Raw genomic sequence first — 20326 nt, forward strand, 5'->3', positions numbered from 1 at the left:
CAAGAACGCCTAACCGACGGTTCGCAGCGCCAGGAGGGTGCCCGGGGCCGGCCGGTAGGGCTGGAAGAAGTCGTTGGCGCTCGCCCCGGCCAGGGTGAGCACCAGCGCCGGCACCGCCACACCATCGATCTGCTCGCGGATGATGTCGGCGTGCCCCGCGTGCCGGGCACACTCCTCGACCAGGTGCACCAGGTAGTAGCGGGCGTGGATCGGTCGGGCGTCGAAGATCCCGTGCCACGGCGCGGGCGGCGCCGTGCTGCCGGCGGCCGGGTCGGTCGCGGCGACCGCGGCACGCAGCTCGGCCCGCACCCGGTCGAACTCCTCGATGGTCCCGGCCACCGTCTCGTCATCCCGCACGGCGAAGCTGTCGGTGAACGCGGCGTACGCCGCCGCATCGACCGGCTGCTCGGTGACCTCGGTTCTCAAGCGCTCCAGCGCTCCTCGCATGACGTAGGTCGCGTGCTTGATGATGCCCCCGACCGACAGCGCACTCCGGCACGGCGTCGCCCGCGCCTGCTCCTCGGTCAGACCGAACGCAGCGGCTCGGATGGCGGTGAGCTGCTCGTCGATGTAGTTGACCAGGCCGGTGACCTCGTCGTGCTGGGCGGGTGCGTACATCGTGCGACCTCCGGGCTGCATGGTGCTGGTGTGGACACCAGTCTGCCGAAGACAGCGGTCAGTTCCTGACCGCTGTCCGAGCAGCCGATCCGCGACCTCAGCTGCCGGGTGCATCCCTGGCCGCGAGCTGCGCCTCATGGCGCGCCCGCACCCGTGGGGCGGTCTCCGGGAGGAACAGCGCTGCGACCCCGGACACCGTGATGAGGCCGGCCGCGAGCAGTACCGCCGCCCGCAGGCCGAAGTTGTCGGCCAGGACGCCGCCCAGGATCGGCATCAGGAAGGTACCGACGATCACACCGGCGAAGTTGATCGAGCCCATCGCCGAACCCTGCTCGTCCTCCGGCAGCAGCTCGGAGACCACGGTGGCGGCCGCGAGCGGGATGATCAGGCCGTTGAAGAACGAGCTAAGCGCCAGGAACGTGGCCGCAGCCGCCACGCCGACGTCGCCGACCACGAACAGCACCATGAACACGCCGCTGAGCACGCCACCGAAGAAGATCGCCGGTTTGCGGCCGGTGAAGTCCGAGCAGTACGGCAGCAGCAGGGTTCCGGCCACCCCGGCGATACCGAAGATGGACAGGATGGTGCCCGCGGTGACCAGGCTGACGCCGACCTCGTCGGTCAGGAACAGCGTGTTGTACGCGACGCCGACCTGCAGCCAGCCGAGCGCGGCGGCCTGAATGATCATCAGGACGACCACGCTGGGGTACCGGACCACCCCGACCAGCTTGCGCCAGTCGGGCTTCGACCGGGCCCGCGTGGCCACGGCGGCCCGGGGCGGCTCGCGCATGACGAAGTACAGCGCCAGCACGACGAAGAAGAAGACGCCGCCGATGACGGCGAACGCCGACCGCCACCCGAGAGCCTCGGCCATCTGCGTGATGGCGATCGCGCCGATCACGCTGCCGAACAGCGGGTAGCCCATGGTGAACACCGACTGCACGAATGCGCGGCGCTCGGCCGGGAACTCGGCGGCGAGCACCGCCTGCGAGTTCGGCCACCCGACTCCGTCACCGATCCCGACGAACTCCCGGACGACGAACAGCGACCAGAAGTTCCACGTCCCGCCCATCGCGGCGGTCGCCCCCACGGCGAGGAAGGCGCCCGGGAGGAGGACCTTCCGCCGACCGTAGTGGTCGGACAGCCAGCCGGAGAGCCAGCTGGTGATCGCCCAGGTGAACGAGGTCCCGGAGACCAGCAGGCCCGCCTGCCAGAACGCGAGTCCGAACTCGTCGCGGATGGCCGGCAACACGAATCCGATGCCGACCCGGTTGAGCCCGACCAGCCCCCAGAACGCGGTCAGCAGACCCAGAATCACCCACGGGTACGTCGAGCGGCCATTGCTCGTGGTCATCGTGATCACATCCTCGGTTCACCGGCGCACCTGGACGTCATGGGCTTGCAGCGCGGGCAACACCTCCTCGGCGAACCGCCGGATCTGAGCGAGGAACAGCTCCTGGGGCATCGCACCGCGGTTGAGGTTGACCAGCACCCGGCCCGCACCGGTGGCGTCGGCGTGGTCGATGATCCGCTGGGTGACCTCGTCGGCGGTGCCCCATGGCCACTGCTGCGCCCGCTGGGCGATGTCGTCGAGGGTCAGGTTGCGGTAGTCGGCCCGCGCGCGCTGTGCGGCGGGGAGGTTCTCCGGCCGGACGTAGTCGAGCGACGAGTCGCTCACGTAGCCCGCCTTGCGCTGCAGGTCGTGTTCGGTGATGTTGCCGTGGCTGAACAGGGTCTGGTTGAAGTAGCGCAGGTACGGCCCCGCCTCGTCGACCGCGTGCTGCAAACTGTCGGCCACGTACGGGCTCATCGAGAGGTGCACGTGCGCGGGGGTCCGCTCGCGGCCGTGTTCACGCAGGCAGTCGGTGTAGTGCCGGAGCACGTCCGCGCGCAGGCCGGGATGCTCCACGCCCGGCGTGATCGACACGTTGTTCCGGGCGGCCCACTCGATGGTCTCCTTGCTGCTGGTGACCGGGACCCAGATCGGCGGGTGCGGCTGCTGCACCGGGCGGGGCCAGATGGCGACGTCGTGGCAGGACCAGAACTTCCCCTCGAAGGAGAAGACCTCATCCGTCCACAACCCGCGGATGATCTCGGCCGCCTCTTCGAACCTGGGTCGCGACTCGGCCATCGGCACCCCGAATACGGCGTGCTCACGCGGGATTCCTCGCCCGAACCCGGCCACGATCCGCCCGTTCGACAGGCAGTCGAGCATCGCCAGTTCCTCGGCCAGCCGGATCGGGTCGTGCAGCGGCAGCAGATTGGCGTAAATGTGCAGTTTCAGCCGGGTCGTTCGCTGCGCCGCGGATGCCGCGAGCAGGTTCGGCGAGTTCATCAACCCGTATGGAGAGGTGTGGTGCTCGTTGAACCCGACGCCGTCGTAACCGAGCCGGTCTAGTTCCTCCCAGGCGTCGAGGTGCTCCGCATAGGTGCGGACCGCTACGGCAGGGTCGAAGTGCCGCTTGGCCAGCGGCCACGGAAGCTCCCCATCGTCCTGTTTGAGGTGCTCGACGTGCTCTGCGTACGGCACCAGGTCGAAGACCACTACCTCCATGGCGCGGCTCCCAGCCGTGAGGTCTTGTCAGTGTGCATACAGGTATGGAATGTCCATACGCCATCCGCTGCAGGTTGGACAACGTGTAGCGGTCAAGATTGCGTCTGATGTCGGTGATGGTCTGGTCAATTTGTCTCGGAGTGGTGCACTGGGAACCAGCTCATCGGACCAGCAGTGGTCGGAGACCTGCTGCCGGGTCATCGGTTTGTCCGCGGTGCCCAGGACCCCTTCCACCCGGTACAGCAGCTCACGACCGTCGGTCAGCGTCAGCTCGATGATCGCCTGGCGCGAATGATCGGCGGCGAGATCGTCTCCGGCGGATCCACTCCACGCCGGTGGGCAGCAGCCCGCGAGGCAGGAACAGCAGCACCGACACCAGCAGGAGGGCGTAGATCGCGTAGGACAGCACCGACGACGCGTACGGCGGCATCCCCGGCTGCGTGCCGAGCGCGTTGAGCACCTGCACGAGGATCGTGATGACCACCGCCCCCACCACCGGACCCCAGATCGTGCCCAGCCCGCCGACCACGGCCATCACCACGAACTGGATCGACAGCAGCACCGGGAACGAGCCTGGTGCGATGTAGCCGATGAAGAAGGCGTAGATCCCACCGGCCAGCCCGGCGAATGCCGCGGCGAGCGCGAAGACCGCGAGCTTGTACCGCGCCACCGGCACCCCGCAGGACTCGGCCGCGACCTCGCTGGTCGCCAGCGCGCGCAGGCCCCGGCCCGCCCGCGAGGTGATGACGTTGCGCGCGACGAGCAGCACGAGCGCGACACCCGCCAGCGTCAACCACGCGTACGAGCGGGGCTGCGACAGCTGCGCGGACCCGATGCCCAGGCGAGGGATGCCCTGCAGCCCGATGTCGCCGCCGAGCACCTCGATCTGGCCGATCACCGACAGCAGGATCAGCTGGAACGCCAGCGTGGCGAACGCCAGGTAGTGGCCGCGCAACCGCATGATCGGGATGCCGATCAGGGTCGCGATGAGCGCGGCGACGAGCGGCGCGCACACCAGGCCGAGCGCGGGTGGCAGGTCGTGGACGGCCATCAGCCCCGCGGTGTAGCCGCCGACCGCGTAGAAGGCGCCCTGGCCGAGCGAGACCTGCCCGGCGTACCCCATCAGCAGCGACACCCCGACCGTCACCATCGCCGCCGTGCCCAGCAACACGTAGATCGTCAGATGCGAGCGGGACAGCACGAGCGGGGCCAGCAATGCGGCGACGGCCACGGCGCCACCCAGCACGACCCCGATGCGGTGCTCCGTCACGCCGCCTCCTCGGCGATACCGAGCCTGCGGCTGGCCTGCCAGATCATGATCGCGAGCATCAGGCCGAGTGCGACCTCGGTCTGGTACGAGCCGCTGAGGTAGCCCGCTACGAACGCCTCGGCGACGCCGAGCACGAGCCCGCCCACCAGGGCGAGCCCCGGACGGTTGAGGCCGCCGACGATCGCGGCCGCGAAGCCGTTGACGGCCAGCGCGACGTCGGAGTCGAACGCGATCGGCTGCAACGGCGTGATCAGCACCCCGGCCAGCCCGCCGAGCAGCCCGCCGAGCGCGAAGGCCAGCAGCCCCATCCGGGTGACGTTGAGGCCGGCCAGCCGTGCGGCGTACGGGTTGGCCGCGCACGCGGTGAGCGCCTTGCCCAGGTAGGTGCGGCCGAAGAAGAGCCCGAGCGCGGCGAACGTGACCAGCGTGACGGCGATCACCAGGAAGTACTGGGACTGGATTCGCGCCGGCCCGACCTGCACCGCCCCCGGCAGCCCCGGGAAGGAGAGCGGCTGATCGCCGAAGACGATGATCTCGATGGCGTAGGCCAGGATGCCCAGCCCGAGCGTGATCACCAGCGAGGCCAGCGGCGGGGTGCCGCGCCTGCCGATCGCGACGACGCCGACCGCCAGCCCGACGAGGCCGGCGAGGGCGATGGCCGCGACCTCGGCCACGCCGTGCGGCAGCCCGCGGCCCAGCAACGCGCCCGCGGCCAGCCCGGCCACGACCGCGAAGGTGCCCTGCGCGAAGTTGACCACGCCGGTGACCCGGTGGATCGTCACGAAGCCGGACGCCACCAGCGCGAAGGAGCAGCCGAGGGCCAGCCCCGTGATCAGGTAGGTGAGGAACGCGCTCACGAGTCCCCTGCCCCCTCCGGCTCGGACCCGGTCCCGCCTCCCAGGTAGGCCCGCGCGACCTCGGGGCTCTCGGCGAGCTCGGCGGACGGCCCGGCGGCGGTGACCCGGCCGGCCTCCAGGACGTAGGCGCGTCGGCACAGGTCGAACGCGAGCCGGGCGTTCTGCTCGATCAGCAGCACCGCGGTGCCGCGGTCGGCGTTGAGCTCGCGCAGGTGCCGGGCGAGGTCGGCCACGATGAGCGGGCCCAGCCCCAACGAGAGCTCGTCGATGGCGAGGATGTCCGGGTCGGCCATGAGCGCCCGGCCCACCGCCACCATCTGCTGCTGACCCCCCGACAGCGTCCCGGCCCGCTGGCCGGCCATGGCGCGCAGGTCCGGCAGCACCTCGTACACGCGGGCCGGGTCCCGCCGCGCCCGGTCCCGCCGCACCCGCCACGCGCCGAGGCGCAGGTTGTCGGCGACGCTGAGCTCGGCGAACAGCTGCCTGCCCTCGGGGACCTGCGCCAGCCGCCCGTCCAGGCGCACGGTCCCGGCGGCGGGCGCGACGATGCCGGACAGCGTGTTCACGAGGGTCGACTTCCCGGCCCCGTTCGGCCCGACCAGCGCCACCATCTCCCCGCGTTCGACCGAGAGGCTCACCCCGTCCAGCGCGGTCGCCTGCCCGTAGCGCACCACCAGCCCGGTGACGTCAAGCATCACGCCCGCCCAGGGCCGCGCCGTCGCCGAGATAGGCACTGATCACGCGCTCGTCGCGGGTGACCTCCTCCGGTGTCCCCTCGGCGATCACCTCGCCGAGGTCGAGCACGGTCACCCGGTCGGCCAGCCGCGCGACGAACCCGACGTCGTGCTCGATCAGCAGCATCGTGAGCCCCTCGGCGTGCAGCTGTTCGATCAGCTCCCGCAGCGTCGCGCGCTCCCCGGCCCGCAGCCCGGACGCGGGCTCGTCGAGCAGCAGCAGGCGGGGCTCGGCGCACAATGCGCGCGCGACCTGCAGCTGGCGCTGCTGGCCGAGCGGGAGCGCCTCCGCGGCGCGGTCCGCCCATGCCGCGAGGCCCACCCGCTCCAGGGCGGCGACGGCCCGACGGCGGATCTCCCGTTCCTCCCGGCGCTGCGCGGGCAGCCGCAGCGCGCCGGCGACGAACCCGCACCGGGTGTGCGCGTGGGCGCCCACCATCACGTTCTCCAGCGCCGTCATCCCGCGGAAGATCCGCGCGCCCTGGAAGACGATCGCGATCCCCTTCCGCGCGCGCCGATGCGCCGCGCGTCGCTCCAGGTGCGTGCCCAGGTACGAGACGCTGCCGTGGTCGGCCCGCAGGTGGCCGCTGATCAGGTTGAACAGCGTGGACTTGCCCGCCCCGTTCGGCCCGATGATCCCGCGCAGCTCACCGTGGGCCACCGACAGCGACACGTCGCGGACGGCGTACACGCCGCCGAACGACCGCGAGACGCGGTCCACCTCCAGTATCGGTTCGCGCACCCGTGCCTACTGGAGGGCGCCGGCCAGCTGCTGCTGCGACCAGTCGGTGGGTACGAACGCGCCGTCGCGCACCACGTTGATCGCCACGTCGTCGACGCCCAGGCCGGCGTGGTCCTCCGGCGTGTAGCGGTACTCGCCCTCCGGGGTCAGGAGCGTGAGGTTCTCCAGCGCCTTCTGGATCTCCGGGGGCTCGGCGCTGCCCGCCTGGTCGATGGCGGCGGCGATGAGCTTCACCGCGCAGTAGCCGTCGAACGCGAACTGGGGCGGGTAGTAGCCCTGCTTCTGCTGGAACGGCTCGGCCATCGCCAGCACCACGTTCTTCAGCTCCGAGTCGGGCAGGTGCGGGCCGATCACGGCGAGCGAGCTGGCGACGATCACGCCCTCGGCAGCGGGGCCGGCGGGCTCGGTGTAGAGCGTGCTGGCCTCGGCGTGGCTCATCACCAGCGGCATGTCCAGCCCGGCAGTGTCGAACTGCTTGGTGACGATGACCGCGGGGGCCCCGGTGGCCCACACCATCAGCCCCTGCGCGCCGCTGTCGCGCACGTGCGTGAACACCGGGCTGAAGTTGGTGGTGCCGGTCTCGAAGACCTCCTCGGCGACGAACTGGATCCCGTACTGCGCGGCGAGCTCCTTCTGCTTGGTCCAGCCGGTCACGGCGAACGCGCTCTGGGTGTCGTAGGCGACGGCCATCCGGGTCATCCCGCTCGCCTGGAAGTAGCGCAGCAGCTGCTCCGCCACGGCCCCGGCGGTGGGCGGCGTCATGAACCCGTACGCCCGCACCGGCTCGACCTGCTCGTCGGCCGCCGCGGTGGAGACGTAGGGGATCTCGTTGCGCTCGGCGATCGGGATGGCCGCGAGGCTCGAGTTCGAGAACGAGGAGCCGACGACCGCGGCCGCGCCCTGGTCGACGAGGTCGTTGTACGCGATGACGGCCTGGTCCGGCTGCGTCTTGTCGTCGCGGACCGTGATCTGCAACTGCCGGCCGCCGAGTACCCCGCCGGCGGCGTTGATCTCCTCGACCGCCTGTGCCGCACCCTTCTCGTCGTTCGTGCCGAGGGGCGTGTAGTTGCCGGTGAGGGAGGCGATCTGGCCGAGCTGGATCGGCCCGCCGCCCCCTCCCCCGGACTCACCTCCGCCGCACGCGGCGAGGAAGAGCGCGAGTACTGCTACGAGCGCACCGCGCATGCGCATGATCTACCTCCTGGCCACACTGCCAGGCTGCCAGGACGGCAGCGATTCATCGAAGGGAACGGGGGGACCCGGGGCGGCTCACCCTATGCGGCCGCATCTGTCCCCATCAAGGCACGCGGTGGTCACGGTGCGGATCGCAGCCCGAAAGGTCACCGGCGGGCTCAGGGGAGCCGGCCGATCCCCACCCGGCCGGCCGGCCGCGTGCCGGCACAGCGGGCGGCGTCGCCGGTGACCGCGGATCACGGGGCTGGCAAGTCCGCTTCCGGCTTGACCCTCCCCCTGGGAGAGACCGGACGGTGGGGTCATGAGCCTCGACGTGGATGTCGGCGGAGTCGGGGCGCAGCAGCCGCCGCAGCGACACGACAGCGGCTCGGGTCCGGTCCAGCTCGGCCTCCAAGCGCTCCAGGTGCCGCATGACCACGTCGGCACGCTGCTCCGGATCGTCGGTGGCGAGGATGGACCTGACCTCGGCCAGAGGCACGTCGAGCTGCCGGAGCCGGTGGATGACCTGCGCAGTGGGTATCTGCTCCGGCTCGTAGTACCGGTAGCCGGTGAACGGGTTGACCGTGGCGGGCTGCAGAAGCCCGGCTTCGTGATAGCGGCGCAGCGTCCGCACACTCAGGTGCGTCACCGTCGCGAACTCCCCGATGGTCAGTCCGGAGCGCATGAGGCCAGTCTCCCTTCGGCCCGCCCGGCCGGCCGTCAGGGCCATCAGCCCACCGGGGCGCAGCTCATCGGATCGGTCTGCAGCACCGGGTCCCCGGCGGCCACGTCCTCGATCGGGGTGGACTGCACCGGCGTGACGATGCCGTCCGACACCGAGTAGGCGTTGTAGCTGCCCGAGTAGCGCGGCTCCCCACCCGCGGGCAGGTCCTCGCGCAGCGTCACGCCCACGAGGCCGAGGGAGCGGCCGTCGTGGTCGTCGGCGCACTCGTAGCCGTTCACCGCGGACACCCCGCCCCCCTCGTAGAGGAAGAAGGGGTGGCCGTCGGGGCCGCTCACCGGCACGAGCCCGAGCTGCGGGTCGTAGAGGTACACCGCCGACGAGACGGTGTTGGCCCCGATCGAGACCGGGACGACCACCTCCGGGACCCGGTCACCGTCCATGTCACTGACCCGCCGATCCGCCTCCAGCACCGCAGGCTCGTCGGTGGGGAGCTTCGCGGTGACGGTGCGGCCGGCGAGGTCGACGCGCAGCTGCCAGCCGCCGCCCGGGTCCGCCTGCACGGTGATGCGGTCGTCGGTCCCGTCGGCGTCGAGATCGGCCAGGGTGACGTCGACCGGCGCCGGATCGGCCGGTGAGCCGGCCACCGGCGCCTCCGGCGCAGCGGGCGGCGCAGCGGGCGACCCACCGATCGCGGCGCTGGCGTCCGGCGCGCTCCCCCCGCAGCCGCCGAGCAGCGCCGCCGTCCCGGCCACCACCAACGCGCCCATCATCGGCGTGCTCCTCGCGGCCGCCGGGCCTCCCAGAATCCGGGCCATGTCGATCCCTCCCCCGATCCGCCCACGGCGGATCCTCTCGGTCGATCGTCACCTCTGGGACGCAGTACGCCGGGTTCCGGTTGGCTCCCCATCGGGTGGTTGCCCTCGCCGAGCCGGCTCCCCCACGGGGGTGGTGGGCGACCTGCCCCATGGCCGGCCAGGCCCGTCACCTCGCAACGCCCCCCGAGGGCGCTGAAGTCCCGTACGGTCAGCGGTGGCCGCGGCACGCGCGGCGCTGGCGGCCCCGGACCTCGGTGCGCCAACCAGCGCGACCCCGGGAGTCCCGTGACCAGCACCGTCCCCACATCCTCAGCCCAGCGCGGCAGCGATTTCGCCGAGCTGTCCCGCCGTATCCGCGCGGCCGGGCTGCTGGATCGACGCCCGGGCTGGTACGCCCGGACCGTCGCACTGACATTCGGCGCTTTCGCGGCCTGCTGGACCGTGTTCGGGCTGCTGGGCGACTCCTGGTGGCAACCGTTGGTGGCGGCGGCCCTCGCCGTCGTGTCCACCCAGCTCGCCTACCTGGGACACGACGCCGGGCACAAGCAGATCCTGCGCGGCCGCCGCCCGAACAACGCCGTCGGCCACTTCCACGCCCTGCTGACCGGCGTCAGCTTCGGCTGGTGGGTGACCAAGCACAACCGCCACCACGCCAACCCCAACCACGAGGACGAGGACCCCGACCTCGAGATCCCCGTCCTCGCGTTCACCGTCGAACAGGCCCGGGGCCGCACCGGCCTGGTCCGCTGGACCGCGGCGCACCAGGCCGCGCTGTTCTTCCCGCTGCTCACGCTGGAAGGCGTGATGCTGCACTGGGCCGGGATCGACGCCATCGCACGCGGCACGGTCCGCGCCCGGGCGCTGGAGGGGTTGCTGCTGACCGCGCACCTCGGCGCCTACGTCGCGGCGGTGTCGCTGGTGCTCCCGCCCGGCAAGGCCCTCGTCTTCGTCGCCGTGCAGAAGGGCCTGTGGGGAGTGCTGATGGGGTGCGCCTTCGCCCCGAACCACAAGGGCATGGACACGATCGGACCGGGTGAGTCGCTGGACTTCCTGCGCAAGCAGGTCCTCACCTCACGCGACGTCGGCGGCGGGCGCTGGGTGGACGTCGCCCTGGGCGGGCTGAACCACCAGGTGACCCATCACCTGTTCCCGAACATGGCTCGGCCGCACCTGCGCCTGGCGCAGCCGCTGGTCGAGACCTTCTGCGCGGAGCGCGGCATCCCCTATGTCCGCTGCGGCCTGCTCACCTCCTACCGGCAGGTCCTGGAGCACCTCCACGCGATCGGCGCGCCGCTGCGCTGACCCCGGCCGCCCTCAGCCGTCGATCCCGTACTCGGCCCACCTGCTGTGGGCCAGGTTCAGGTCGGCGGCGGAGGCGCATCGAGCGCATGAGGGAACCGCGTCACCGACGCGGGTAGGCCCGGGGATCAGGCCTGGAGCAGCACCTGCATGGTGCGTTCGAGGTGCGCGTCGATCGCACCCACGGCCGCCGCCTCGTCCCGGGCGGCGAGCGCGCTGAGGATCTCACCGTGCTCCTCGCACACCGCGAGCTGCCGATCGGCACCACGGAACAGCGCCGTCACGCCCATCCGGCGCTGCCGCACACGCAGGTTCGCGTAGCTGCGCGCCAGGATCACGTTGTCGGCGGCGTCGACCAGCGCCTGGTGGAAGACCACATCGCGCTCGATGAACGAGGCGGCGGACTCGGAGCTTCCGACGTCCCCGGTCGTGGCCAGGGCCTTCTGCTCCTCCAGCAGCTCGCGCATGACCTGGACCGGCACCGTGTCGGTCGCGATCGTGCGCGCCGCGGCGTGCCGCTCGAAGAGCCCACGCAACTCCATCAGCTCCCGGACCTGACGACCCGAGAGCGGGGGGATGTAGGCACCGCGGCCGGGGAGCATCTCCACCAGGCCGTCGGCGACGAGCAGCAGCAGCGCCTCCCGCACCGGCGTCCGCGACACACCGATCTGCTGCGCCAGGTCGACCTCGTTGAGGAAGGTGCCCTGCAGGTTCGGATCCGCCAGGATGGTCTCGCGCAAGAAGTGCAAGGCGCGATCACGGCCGGACTGCTGCATACGGCTTGTATACCACCTCTGGATGGGCGAGGTGCCGGCGGACAGAATGGCACTGAGCCGGGTCCGGCCACGCTGCCCCGCTCAGCTCGCCAGGAGCGCCTGCTCGACGACCTCGGTGAGAGCGGGGTGGATGTAGATCACGTCGCGCGCGAGCTGGTCGACGGTCAAACCGAACGTCATCCCCTGGATCAACGGCTGGATCAACGTCGACGACTGCGGCCCGATCACGTGCGCTCCGAGCAGCACCCGCTCCACAGGATCGACGAGGATCTTCACGAAGCTCGTCGTGTCCTCCAACGCCCAGCCGTAGGCGGTGTCCGCGTAGTCCCGCACGCTGACCACGTGGGGGATCCCCCGCGCCCGCGCGTCCTGCTCGGTCAAGCCCACCGAAGCGACCTGCGGATCGGCGAAGACCGCATGCGGCACCAGCCGGGAGGACACCGTCCGCGGGTCCTCGGGATGCAGGATGTTGTGCCCCACAGCGCGGGCCTCGACGTTGGCCATGTGCTTGAGCTGGAAGTGGTTGGTGGCATCACCCAACGACCAGACCCCGGGCACCGACGTGCGGTACGCGTCATCGCTCACGACGTGACCGTGCCCGTCGAGCTCGAGACCCCCGGCCGCGGCGTCGAGCAGGTCGGTGTTCGGCCGCCGACCGGTCGCCACCAGCAGGCAGGCGCCCTCCAGAGTCTCGGCCGCGCCGGCGCCCCCGGCCCCGACCACCTCGACCGCCACCCCACCCGGCCGCGGTCGCACCGACAGCGTGTGGGTGTCGAGCAGCACGCGGTGACGCTGCTCGGCGAGTTCCGTGAACCGCCGCGAGACCTGCTCGTCCTCACCCATGAGCAGGCGCGGACCGCGTTGGACCATCGTGACCCTGGCGCCGAGCCCACCGAAGATGTGCCCCATCTCGGCCGCGATCACACCCCCACCGATGATGATCAGCGACTCGGGCACCTCGTCGATGCGCATGATCGTGTCGGACGTGTGGAAATCCACGTCCGCGAGCCCGTCGATGGCCGGTGCCACCGGGCGCGACCCGGTCGCCACCACGATCGTCTCGGCAGTGATCGTCTCGGCGGCGCTCCCGGTGCCGACCTCGATCACCTTGCGTCCGACGAACCGCGCGGCGCTGGTGTAGACGTCCACGCCGGAACCGCGGCGGTAGTCGACGGCGCTCTCGTGGAGCGGGTCGATCCGGTTGAACACGCGATCGCGGATCGCCTTCCACTCGATCGCCTCGATCCTCGCGTGCACCCCGAGCCGGGAAGCCGCGTCGACGCCGATCGCCGCGTCCGCCGCGACGACGAACATCTTCGACGGGATGCAACCGCGGTTCAGGCAGGTGCCGCCGAACCGGTCCGGCTCGACGATCGCCGTCCGCAGGTGCGCGAACCCGGGACCGAGCACCATGTTCCCGCTCCCCGCACCCAGGATGACGAGGTCGTACTGCTTCATGGATGGCTCATTCCCCTCGTGACGACACCCGGACCGCGGGACACGGCCCTCGGCAACGCCTGTCTACCGGCTTCCGGGTCACCCGTGCCTTACGAAGCGCGGATCACCCGGGTCGCGACGTCGCCGACGCCACCATCGCACTGATCCCCGAAGGGGCAGCTCAGAACCATCCCGTTGCGACCAGCACCGCCCAGCTCCCGAGCGGGCCGAGCACGGCCACCGACGCGGCGAACGTGAGGAGGCCCCGGTAGATGCTGCGACGCTCGTCCTCGGCCGCGTTCGCCATGGCGAGAGCGCCGCAGGTGGAGAACGGCGAGACATCCACGAGAGAAGCCGAGATGCCGAGCGCGACGACCACGGCGACCGCGCTCACGTCGCCGGTCAGCACGAGCGGAGCCGTCATCGGCACGAGCGCCGTCATCATGCCGAGGGTCGACGCGAACGCCGAGGCGACCGCCGCGATGACGCAGATCAGCAGGGCGGCGAGCAGCGCGGGCTGGATCGATGCGACCGCCTCGCCGGCCCGGTCGATCGTGCCGTTGCGGTCGAGGACCCCGACAAAGGTGACGATCCCGGTCAGCAACAGCACGACGTTCCAGCTGACCTCGCGGACGGCGGCGCGCCCCGTGGCGGGGTAGGCCATCGTGAGGACGACCGCGAGGGTCAGCCCGAGGAAGCCGATGTCGACGCCGAACACGAGGGAGCCGACCACCAGCGCGCCGAAGCTCGCGAGCGTGACCGCCCGCTCGGTGTCGAGGACGGCACGCGGCGCCGCGTCGGCCGCGGTGTCGAGGTGCGTCCCGTCGCCGCCGTGGCGGACCAGCGCCGGCGCCGGCACCTGTGGGACGACGGCCGAGCGGCCCGAGCCGACGAGCACCGTGGCGGCGCCCGCCGCCACGATCCCGGCGACGAGGGTCGCGGCGAACAGGAGGCTCGGATCGAATGGCAGCCCGTTGGCCTCCTGGACACCCCGGATGGTGATGCCGAGAACACCCAGCGGCGAGAAGGTGCCCGCCGTCGACCCCATGCCGATCGTGATCGCGACGACCAGGGCGCGCACGCCGTGCGCCGACGCGATGGTCATGCCCACCGGCAGGAGGATCACGGCCACGGCGGCCGGGTTGCCGCCGACGCCGCACAGCACGGTGGAGAGCCCGAAGAACACCCAGGGGAGCGCGCCCGCCCTCCCCCGCACCGCGCGGAAGGTCGAGTCGATCACCCAGTCGACCGTCCCGTTGCTGTGGGCGATCCCGAACAGGTAGGTGACGCCGACCAGCATGACGAACAGGTCCGCGGGAAAGCCGCCGAGCACTTCCCTGGTGGACTCCCCGCCCATGAGGCCGCCGACGGCGAACGCGGCGACGAACCCGAGTGCGCCGAGGCTCACCGGCCCGACGGTCGCGAGGACGATGACGAGTACGAGAACCGCGATCGAGATGACGGCGGTGACGGTCATGCCGGCTCCGGTGAGATCAGCGGGCTGCGCGAGCCACCCGGGTGTCGAGGTCCAGCCAGTCCGTCAGCCCGACGAGGTCGAACAGGCCGGCCGGGGACATCTGCAGTGCTTCCAGGTGGGCGTCCGTGCCCGTCCGGTGCAGTTCGGTCGCGGCGCTCCGCAGCGCGTGGACGACGGGGTAGAGGGCGACCGTCGGGCAGATCACCACGCCGTAGCCGAGCTCGCCGAGGCGGTCCACCGGGACGGCCGGGCTGCGACCGCCGGTGGCGAGGTTGTAGACGGCGCGGCCGGGGAACCGGGCCCCGATCCGCTCGACCTCGTCGAGGGCGGTGGGCGCCTCCACGAACACGAGGTCGGCGCCTGCGGCCACGGCGCGCCGCCCCCGCTCGAGCGCCTCGTCGAGCCCGTGGACGGCCAGCGCGTCGGTCCGGGCCACGATCATGGTGTCGGAGTCGCCGCGTCCGATCACCGCGGCGGCGATCCGCTCGACGAACTCGTCGGTCCCGACCACCGCCTTGCCCGCGAGGTGGCCGCACCGCTTGGGCGCGACCTGGTCCTCCAACTGGATTCCGGCGACGCCGGCACCGACCAGCTCCTCGACGGTGCGCAGCACGTTGAGCGCCCCGCCGAAACCGGTGTCGGCGTCGACCAGTACCGGCAGCCCGGAACGCCGGACGATCGGCCGGACGGCGTCGAGCAGCTCGGGCAGGGTGAGCAGCCCGAGATCGGGGACGCCGAGCCTGCTCATGGCCAGGCCGGCCCCGGAGACTCCCAGGGCGGTGAACCCCGCCTGCTCCAGCACCGCGGCCGAGATGCCGTCGTAGCAGGCCGGCACGAGGACCGGGCCGTCGTCGACGAGCGCTCGCAGGGAACGGGGGCCGTCACTCATCGGTGGCCCCGCCGACGAGCAGCCCTTCCTGCTCGAGCTGCTTGAGCAGTCCCCCGGCCGCCACGATCTGGAGGAGCTCCGGCGTCCACGGCACGCCGCGCACCCGCCGCCCGGTATCGATGTTCTCGACCTCCCCCGCGGCCAGGTCCAGCCGGGCGTGCTGCCCCTCCCGAAAGGTCGCGCTCGCCCCGGGGCAACCCAGGGCCGGCAGGGCGAAGTTCACGCAGTTGCGGAAGAACAACCAGTTGATCGAGTCCGCGATCAGCGCACCGATCCCCAGGTCGACCAGCAGCTTGGCCGCCGGCCGGCTGGAGCCGGTGCCGAAGTTGCGTCCGGCGACGATCACGTCGCCGGGCTCGACGAGATCGACCCAGCCGGGCCGGTTCGCCTCGAAGACGTACCGGTGCTGCTCGGCCACCGGCTTGAAGACCGTGTGCATCGGCTGGATGAGGTCGGTGTTGACGTCGTCGCCGAAACACCAGACCCGGCCCGAGACCTCCATGCGTCCCCCTAGAACTCGCGGATGTCGGCGATGGCGCCGGCCACTGCGGACGCGGCGACCGTCCCGGAGGACGCCAGGTAGATCTGCGCGTCCGGATGCCCCATCCGCCCGGCGAAGTTGCGCGTGCTCGAGGCGATGCACACGTCGGTCGGCCCGAGGGAGTTCTGGAACCCCGCGCACATGCCGCACGACGACACGGTCACCACGGCTCCCGCGTCCGCCAGCGTGGCGAGCAGCCCCTCGTGCGCGGCCTGCTGGTAGATGGCCTGCGACCCGGGGGTGACGAACAGCGTCACCCCGGGTGAGACCCGGCGGCCCGACAGCACGGCGGCCGCCTCGCGGAGATCGTCGATCGTGCCGTTGGAGCACGACCCGATGAACGCGCGGGTGACGGGGGTGCCGCGGACGCTGCCGACCCCGGCCGTGTTGTGCACGACCGACCCGGGCAGCCCGACCGCCGGCTCCACGTCGGACAGGTCCAGGGTGCGGACCGCGTGGTAGTCCGCATCGGGATCGGGGTGGACGGCGCCGTCCGCCGTGCGGCCGCGCGCCTCCAGGTGCCGGCGGAGCACCTCGTCCGGCTCGACGATGGCGAACTCGGCGCTCACCTCGGCGCACATCGTGGTGAGCGTGCGCCGCTGGTCCATGGTCAGGCTCGCCAGCGACGGGCCGCCGAACTCGATGTTCTGCCCGACGTGCGCGCCGTGGCGGTCGGCGAGGTGCAGGAACACGTCCTTCGCCGCCACGTGGGGGGCGAGCGCACCCACCAGCTCGTAGCGGACCGTCTCCCCCACCTGGAACCAGGTGTAGCCCTTCGCCATCGTGTAGATCAGCTCCGGGGCGCCGATCCCGCGCGCCGCGCAGTTCAGCGCACCACCGCTGCACGTGTGGCTGTCCACGCACACCAGCAGCTCCCCCGGCATCGCGTAGGGCACATCGGCGATCAGCTGGTGGCAGATCCCCTGCGCCGGGCCCACGTCGTGCACGCGGGTGATCCCGTGCTTCGCCGCGAACGCCCGACCGCGCTCCAGCGCCTCCCCCACCTGCCGGTTCGGGGCGGGGACCACGTGGTCGAAGATCACCACGATGCGGTCGGGGTCGAACACCCTGGTCGGCTCGGCCCACATCGAGTCGTAGAAGTTCATGTCCAGCGGCACGACGGTGTCGACCGAGGTCACCACGATGTCGCCCGGGCGGACCGCGTCCCGGCCGGCGTGGCGGGCCAGGATCTTCTCGGTCATGCCCATGCCGGTCACGTGCAGGCCTCGGCAGTTTTGCCACTTTGCACTACCACGTTGTAGGACAATAAGGTCGGACGCTGATCCGGTCAAGGACTCCCGGAGCTCCTCAGCCGGCGCCGGCCGGGCCGGGCGCACCCTCACGATCGACGGCAAGGATGCCGTCCCGCGTCTCCCGCTGGTGCTCCCGCATCAGCCGTTCTGCGAGCTCGGCGTCACCCCGCAGGATCGCCAGGCCGATCTCGCGGTGGCTCCGCGCGGAGCCGGCGACCGTCAGCGGCGACGCGAGCGCGGTCGCCCTGGCCACCCGGGTCGTGTGGAGGTGGTAGGCCATCACGTGCAGCTGCTTGCCGAGTCGCGAGAGGAACTCGTTGTCCGCGAACTCCAGCACGAGCTCGTGGAAGCGGACGCTGCTCCCGACGTAACGTCCGAACGCGCCGCCACCGGCGAACTCCTCGTGCTCGCCGAGCACGGCCTCGAGCACGCCGCGATGGTCGCCCTCGTCGATGCGCTTCGCCGCGGCGAACGCGGCCTGCCCCTCGATGGCCGCTCGCGCCTCGTACAGGTCCTCGATGTCCTTCGCCAGCATGCGCCGCACGACGGCGCCCCGCTTCGCCTCGATGACGACGAGCCCCTCGCTCGCCAGCCGGCCCAAGGCCTCGCGAACCGGACCGCGGCTGACCCCGAGCTCCCGCGTCCAGTCGGCCTCGACCAACCGCTGCCCGCCGACGAGATCGCCCCGCCGGATCCGCCGCCGGAACTCGTCGGCCACCCGGTCGACCACCGAACCTGCCGTGGGAACACCGCTCACCGGGAAATCATCGCAGCGTCCGACAACATCCCCCAACCGGATCGTCCTACAGCAGCTCCGGAACCCGAGAACGACTCACTGGTGACACGACGCCGAACGGGTACCCGGCCGGGAACCGAGACCGGACCCCCAACCCGAAGGATCAGCCATGAACACAGTGACACTCGCCGACGCCCGCAGGGTCATCGCCGCCGCCGAGGCGAAGGCCGAGGAGATCGGCCAACCCATGAACATCGCCGTGGTCGACGCCGGCGGCAACCTCGTCGCCCACGCCCGCATGGACGGTGCGTGGCTCGGATCGGTCGACATCTCGATCAACAAGGCCTGGACCTCGCGCGCCTTCGACATCACCACCAAGGACCTCGGTGAGAACTCCCAACCCGGCCAGGACTTCTACGGCATCAACGCCTCCAACGAGGGCAAAGTGATGATCTTCGCCGGCGGGATCCCGCTCACCCGCGACGGCCAACCGGTCGGCGCGATCGGCGTCAGCGGCGGAACCGGCGAGCAGGACCATGCCGTCTCCGAGGCGGCCGCGACCTCCTTCTGATCCCACGAGGATCGGCGCGGATCGCCGGAGTGCCGGACATCTCCCCCCTGGCACCCGCAGCCGTACTGGTGTACTGCATACAATCGACACCAACCAATGGCACATACAGGGAGGACCCGGGCCATGACGGACACAGTCGCGGACGCCGCGGAAGCGGGGGGCGGCGACACGCCTGCCCTGACGGACGGGATTCACCTGGTCGTCGACGCGCTGAAGCTGAACAAGGTCGAGACGATCTACGGTGTCGTTGGCATCCCCATCACGGACCTGGCGCGCCTGGCACAGGCGTCCGGGATCCGCTACATCGGGTTCCGGCACGAGAGCGACGCGGCACACGCGGCCGCGGCTGCCGGGTTCCTGACGCAGCGGGCGGGGATCTGCCTGACGGTCTCCGCGCCGGGCTTCCTCAACGGCCTGGTCGGGCTGGCGAACGCCACCACCAACTGTTTCCCGATGGTGCAGATCTCCGGCTCCAGCGAGCGGCACATCGTGGACCTGCAGCGCGGTGACTACGAGGAGATGGACCAGCTGGCGGTCGCCAGGCAGCTCTGCAAGGCGGCGTACCGGGTATCGAGGGCCGAGGACATCGGACGGGGCATCGCGCGGGCGATCCGCACGGCGGTGAGCGGCCGGCCGGGTGGGGTGTACCTGGACATCCCGGCCGCGGTGCTGGGCGAGATCATGGACAAGGACGAGGGCGAGAAGTCCCTCTGGGAGGTCGTCGACCCGGCGCCGAAGCAGATCCCCGACGCGGCGGCCGTCGACCGGGCCATCGAGCTGCTGGCAGGCGCGCAGCGCCCGCTGATCGTGCTCGGGAAGGGCGCGGCGTACGCGCGGGCCGACGACGCGATCCGGCAGTTCGTGGAGTCGAGCGGCATCCCGTACGTCCCGATGTCGATGGCCAAGGGGCTGCTGCCCGACGACCATCCGCAGTCGGCGGCCACCTCGCGGTCGCTGGCACTGAAGCAGGCGGATGTCGTGCTGCTGGTCGGCGCGCGGCTGAACTGGCTGCTGGGGCACGGGGACGCGCCGCAGTGGAACCCGGACGCGAAGTTCATCCAGGTCGACATCGCAGCGAACGAGATGGACTCCAACCAGCCGATCGCCGCCCCGCTGGTCGGCGACATCGGCTCCGTGATGGACGCGCTGCTGGAGCGGACGAAGCCCGGTCAGATCGCGGCACCGTCCGGGTGGCGGGAGGCGCTGGGCGAGAAGTCCGCGGCGAACGTGGCGAAGATGGCCAAGCGGCTGGAGGCGGCGAAGGCCGCGCAGCCGATGAAGTTCCTCGGCGCGCTCCAGGCCATCCGCGACGTGATCGCCGAGCGCCCCGACGTGTACCTGGTGAACGAGGGCGCCAACGCGCTCGACCTCACGCGCAACACCATCCCGATGTCCGTGCCACGGCACCGGCTGGACTCCGGTACGTGGGGCGTGATGGGCATCGGAATGGGCTACGCCATCGCGGCAGCGGTGGAGACGGGGCAGCCGGTGATCGCCGTCGAAGGCGACTCGGCGTTCGGCTTCTCCGGTATGGAGGCCGAGGTCATCGCCCGTTACGACCTGCCGGTGATCACGATGGTGCTCAACAACAGCGGCGTGTACCGCGGTGACGACGCCTCCGCGTCGGGCGACCCGGCGCCGACGTACCTGAGTGCCCGGCACGACATCCTCATGCAGGCGTTCGGCGGCACGGGCTACCAGGCCACGACGCCCGACGAGGTCGGCGAGATGCTGCGGAAGGCGCTCGCGGAGGGCAAGCCCGCGCTGATCGACTGCATCATCGACCCGGCGGACGGCACCGAGTCCGGCAACATCGCGCACCTCAACCCGAAGGGCCTCAGCGGGAAGAAGTGAGCCCGGTCCGATCAGCGGCACCGTGCTGCCATCGGCTGCCGGTGC

At 71.3% G+C, this 20326-nt stretch carries 20 protein-coding genes; 3 read left to right on the forward strand and 17 right to left on the reverse strand.

Annotated elements, in window-relative coordinates; all coding sequences use genetic code 11:
* Positions 1 to 9: 9 nt before the first annotated feature.
* The 10 genes from ACU436_RS39465 to ACU436_RS39510 form a co-directional block, all read right to left on the reverse strand.
* Positions 10 to 618 (reverse strand): mycothiol transferase, encoded by a 609-nt coding sequence (locus tag ACU436_RS39465; protein ID WP_459032254.1) that lies wholly within the window; start codon positions 616 to 618, stop codon positions 10 to 12.
* A gap of 97 nt (positions 619 to 715) precedes the next feature.
* The gene (locus tag ACU436_RS39470) at positions 716 to 1972 is read right to left on the reverse strand and encodes an MFS transporter (protein ID WP_459032255.1); all 1257 of its coding nucleotides are present in this window, start codon (positions 1970 to 1972) and stop codon (positions 716 to 718) included.
* 18 nt (positions 1973 to 1990) lie between these two features.
* Complete coding sequence (locus tag ACU436_RS39475; protein ID WP_459032256.1) at positions 1991 to 3172, reverse strand: LLM class flavin-dependent oxidoreductase; 1182 nt, start codon at positions 3170 to 3172, stop codon at positions 1991 to 1993.
* A 247-nt stretch (positions 3173 to 3419) separates the two neighbouring features.
* Positions 3420 to 4442 (reverse strand): branched-chain amino acid ABC transporter permease, encoded by a 1023-nt coding sequence (locus ACU436_RS39480; RefSeq protein WP_459032257.1) that lies wholly within the window; start codon positions 4440 to 4442, stop codon positions 3420 to 3422.
* Entirely contained in the window at positions 4439 to 5299 is an 861-nt protein-coding gene (locus ACU436_RS39485) for a branched-chain amino acid ABC transporter permease (RefSeq protein WP_459032258.1), read from the reverse strand. Before ACU436_RS39485 ends, ACU436_RS39480 begins: the two co-directional genes overlap by 4 nt.
* The gene (locus ACU436_RS39490; protein WP_459032259.1) at positions 5296 to 5994 is read right to left on the reverse strand and encodes an ABC transporter ATP-binding protein; all 699 of its coding nucleotides are present in this window, start codon (positions 5992 to 5994) and stop codon (positions 5296 to 5298) included. Before ACU436_RS39490 ends, ACU436_RS39485 begins: the two co-directional genes overlap by 4 nt.
* The gene (locus tag ACU436_RS39495; RefSeq protein ID WP_459032260.1) at positions 5987 to 6775 is read right to left on the reverse strand and encodes an ABC transporter ATP-binding protein; all 789 of its coding nucleotides are present in this window, start codon (positions 6773 to 6775) and stop codon (positions 5987 to 5989) included. Before ACU436_RS39495 ends, ACU436_RS39490 begins: the two co-directional genes overlap by 8 nt.
* A gap of 6 nt (positions 6776 to 6781) precedes the next feature.
* Positions 6782 to 7966: an ABC transporter substrate-binding protein gene (locus ACU436_RS39500; protein ID WP_459032261.1), complete on the reverse strand. Its 1185-nt coding sequence runs from the start codon at positions 7964 to 7966 to the stop codon at positions 6782 to 6784.
* A gap of 106 nt (positions 7967 to 8072) precedes the next feature.
* The gene (locus tag ACU436_RS39505; RefSeq protein ID WP_459032262.1) at positions 8073 to 8633 is read right to left on the reverse strand and encodes a MerR family transcriptional regulator; all 561 of its coding nucleotides are present in this window, start codon (positions 8631 to 8633) and stop codon (positions 8073 to 8075) included.
* Between the two features lie 44 nt (positions 8634 to 8677).
* Positions 8678 to 9403, reverse strand: coding sequence for a hypothetical protein (locus ACU436_RS39510; protein ID WP_459032263.1), 726 nt, complete (start codon positions 9401 to 9403; stop codon positions 8678 to 8680).
* 330 nt (positions 9404 to 9733) lie between these two features.
* Here ACU436_RS39510 and ACU436_RS39515 point away from each other — a divergent pair, with 330 nt between their 5' ends.
* A complete protein-coding gene (locus ACU436_RS39515; protein ID WP_459032264.1) occupies positions 9734 to 10750 on the forward strand; it encodes a fatty acid desaturase family protein in 1017 nt (338 codons plus the stop codon).
* A 125-nt stretch (positions 10751 to 10875) separates the two neighbouring features.
* Here the strand turns inward: ACU436_RS39515 and ACU436_RS39520 are convergent, their stop codons facing one another.
* From ACU436_RS39520 to ACU436_RS39550, 7 genes are all read right to left on the reverse strand, one after another.
* Positions 10876 to 11487 (reverse strand): GntR family transcriptional regulator, encoded by a 612-nt coding sequence (locus ACU436_RS39520; protein ID WP_459032265.1) that lies wholly within the window; start codon positions 11485 to 11487, stop codon positions 10876 to 10878.
* Between the two features lie 117 nt (positions 11488 to 11604).
* Complete coding sequence (locus ACU436_RS39525; RefSeq protein ID WP_459032266.1) at positions 11605 to 12981, reverse strand: mycothione reductase; 1377 nt, start codon at positions 12979 to 12981, stop codon at positions 11605 to 11607.
* 160 nt (positions 12982 to 13141) lie between these two features.
* A complete protein-coding gene (locus tag ACU436_RS39530) occupies positions 13142 to 14437 on the reverse strand; it encodes an SLC13 family permease (protein WP_459032267.1) in 1296 nt (431 codons plus the stop codon).
* Positions 14438 to 14453: 16 nt separating this feature from the next.
* Positions 14454 to 15326 carry an isocitrate lyase/PEP mutase family protein gene (locus ACU436_RS39535; protein WP_459032268.1) on the reverse strand — a complete coding sequence of 291 codons (873 nt, stop codon included), beginning with the start codon at positions 15324 to 15326 and terminating at the stop codon, positions 14454 to 14456.
* On the reverse strand, positions 15319 to 15828 hold the full coding sequence (locus tag ACU436_RS39540; protein ID WP_459032269.1) for a LeuD/DmdB family oxidoreductase small subunit: 510 nt from the start codon (positions 15826 to 15828) through the stop codon (positions 15319 to 15321). The genes ACU436_RS39535 and ACU436_RS39540 overlap by 8 nt, the downstream gene beginning before the upstream one ends.
* 8 nt (positions 15829 to 15836) lie before the next feature.
* Positions 15837 to 17069 (reverse strand): 3-isopropylmalate dehydratase large subunit, encoded by a 1233-nt coding sequence (locus ACU436_RS39545; RefSeq protein ID WP_459032270.1) that lies wholly within the window; start codon positions 17067 to 17069, stop codon positions 15837 to 15839.
* A 106-nt stretch (positions 17070 to 17175) separates the two neighbouring features.
* On the reverse strand, positions 17176 to 17877 hold the full coding sequence (locus tag ACU436_RS39550) for a GntR family transcriptional regulator (protein ID WP_459032271.1): 702 nt from the start codon (positions 17875 to 17877) through the stop codon (positions 17176 to 17178).
* Positions 17878 to 18025: 148 nt separating this feature from the next.
* Between ACU436_RS39550 and ACU436_RS39555 the strand changes: the two genes are divergently transcribed.
* Both ACU436_RS39555 and oxc read left to right on the forward strand, forming a co-directional pair.
* The gene (locus ACU436_RS39555; protein ID WP_459032272.1) at positions 18026 to 18427 is read left to right on the forward strand and encodes a GlcG/HbpS family heme-binding protein; all 402 of its coding nucleotides are present in this window, start codon (positions 18026 to 18028) and stop codon (positions 18425 to 18427) included.
* 123 nt (positions 18428 to 18550) lie between these two features.
* Entirely contained in the window at positions 18551 to 20281 is a 1731-nt protein-coding gene (oxc, locus tag ACU436_RS39560) for an oxalyl-CoA decarboxylase (protein WP_459032273.1), read from the forward strand.
* The last annotated feature ends 45 nt before the right edge of the window (positions 20282 to 20326 follow it).

The sequence above is a fragment of the Pseudonocardia wallangbongensis genome, assembly GCF_054486945.1.

Coding starts and splice junctions, on each gene's coding strand:
- ACU436_RS39540 (WP_459032269.1), bottom strand. CDS start 15,828: ATGGAGGTCTCGGGCCGGGTCTGGTGTTTCGGCGACGACGTCAACACC.
- ACU436_RS39530 (WP_459032267.1), bottom strand. CDS start 14,437: ATGACCGTCACCGCCGTCATCTCGATCGCGGTTCTCGTACTCGTCATC.
- ACU436_RS39465 (WP_459032254.1), bottom strand. CDS start 618: ATGTACGCACCCGCCCAGCACGACGAGGTCACCGGCCTGGTCAACTAC.
- ACU436_RS39535 (WP_459032268.1), bottom strand. CDS start 15,326: ATGAGTGACGGCCCCCGTTCCCTGCGAGCGCTCGTCGACGACGGCCCG.
- ACU436_RS39555 (WP_459032272.1), top strand. CDS start 18,026: ATGAACACAGTGACACTCGCCGACGCCCGCAGGGTCATCGCCGCCGCC.
- ACU436_RS39545 (WP_459032270.1), bottom strand. CDS start 17,069: ATGACCGAGAAGATCCTGGCCCGCCACGCCGGCCGGGACGCGGTCCGC.
- ACU436_RS39500 (WP_459032261.1), bottom strand. CDS start 7,966: ATGCGCATGCGCGGTGCGCTCGTAGCAGTACTCGCGCTCTTCCTCGCC.
- ACU436_RS39510 (WP_459032263.1), bottom strand. CDS start 9,403: ATGATGGGCGCGTTGGTGGTGGCCGGGACGGCGGCGCTGCTCGGCGGC.
- ACU436_RS39475 (WP_459032256.1), bottom strand. CDS start 3,172: ATGGAGGTAGTGGTCTTCGACCTGGTGCCGTACGCAGAGCACGTCGAG.
- ACU436_RS39505 (WP_459032262.1), bottom strand. CDS start 8,633: ATGCGCTCCGGACTGACCATCGGGGAGTTCGCGACGGTGACGCACCTG.
- oxc (WP_459032273.1), top strand. CDS start 18,551: ATGACGGACACAGTCGCGGACGCCGCGGAAGCGGGGGGCGGCGACACG.
- ACU436_RS39470 (WP_459032255.1), bottom strand. CDS start 1,972: ATGACCACGAGCAATGGCCGCTCGACGTACCCGTGGGTGATTCTGGGT.
- ACU436_RS39490 (WP_459032259.1), bottom strand. CDS start 5,994: ATGCTTGACGTCACCGGGCTGGTGGTGCGCTACGGGCAGGCGACCGCG.
- ACU436_RS39525 (WP_459032266.1), bottom strand. CDS start 12,981: ATGAAGCAGTACGACCTCGTCATCCTGGGTGCGGGGAGCGGGAACATG.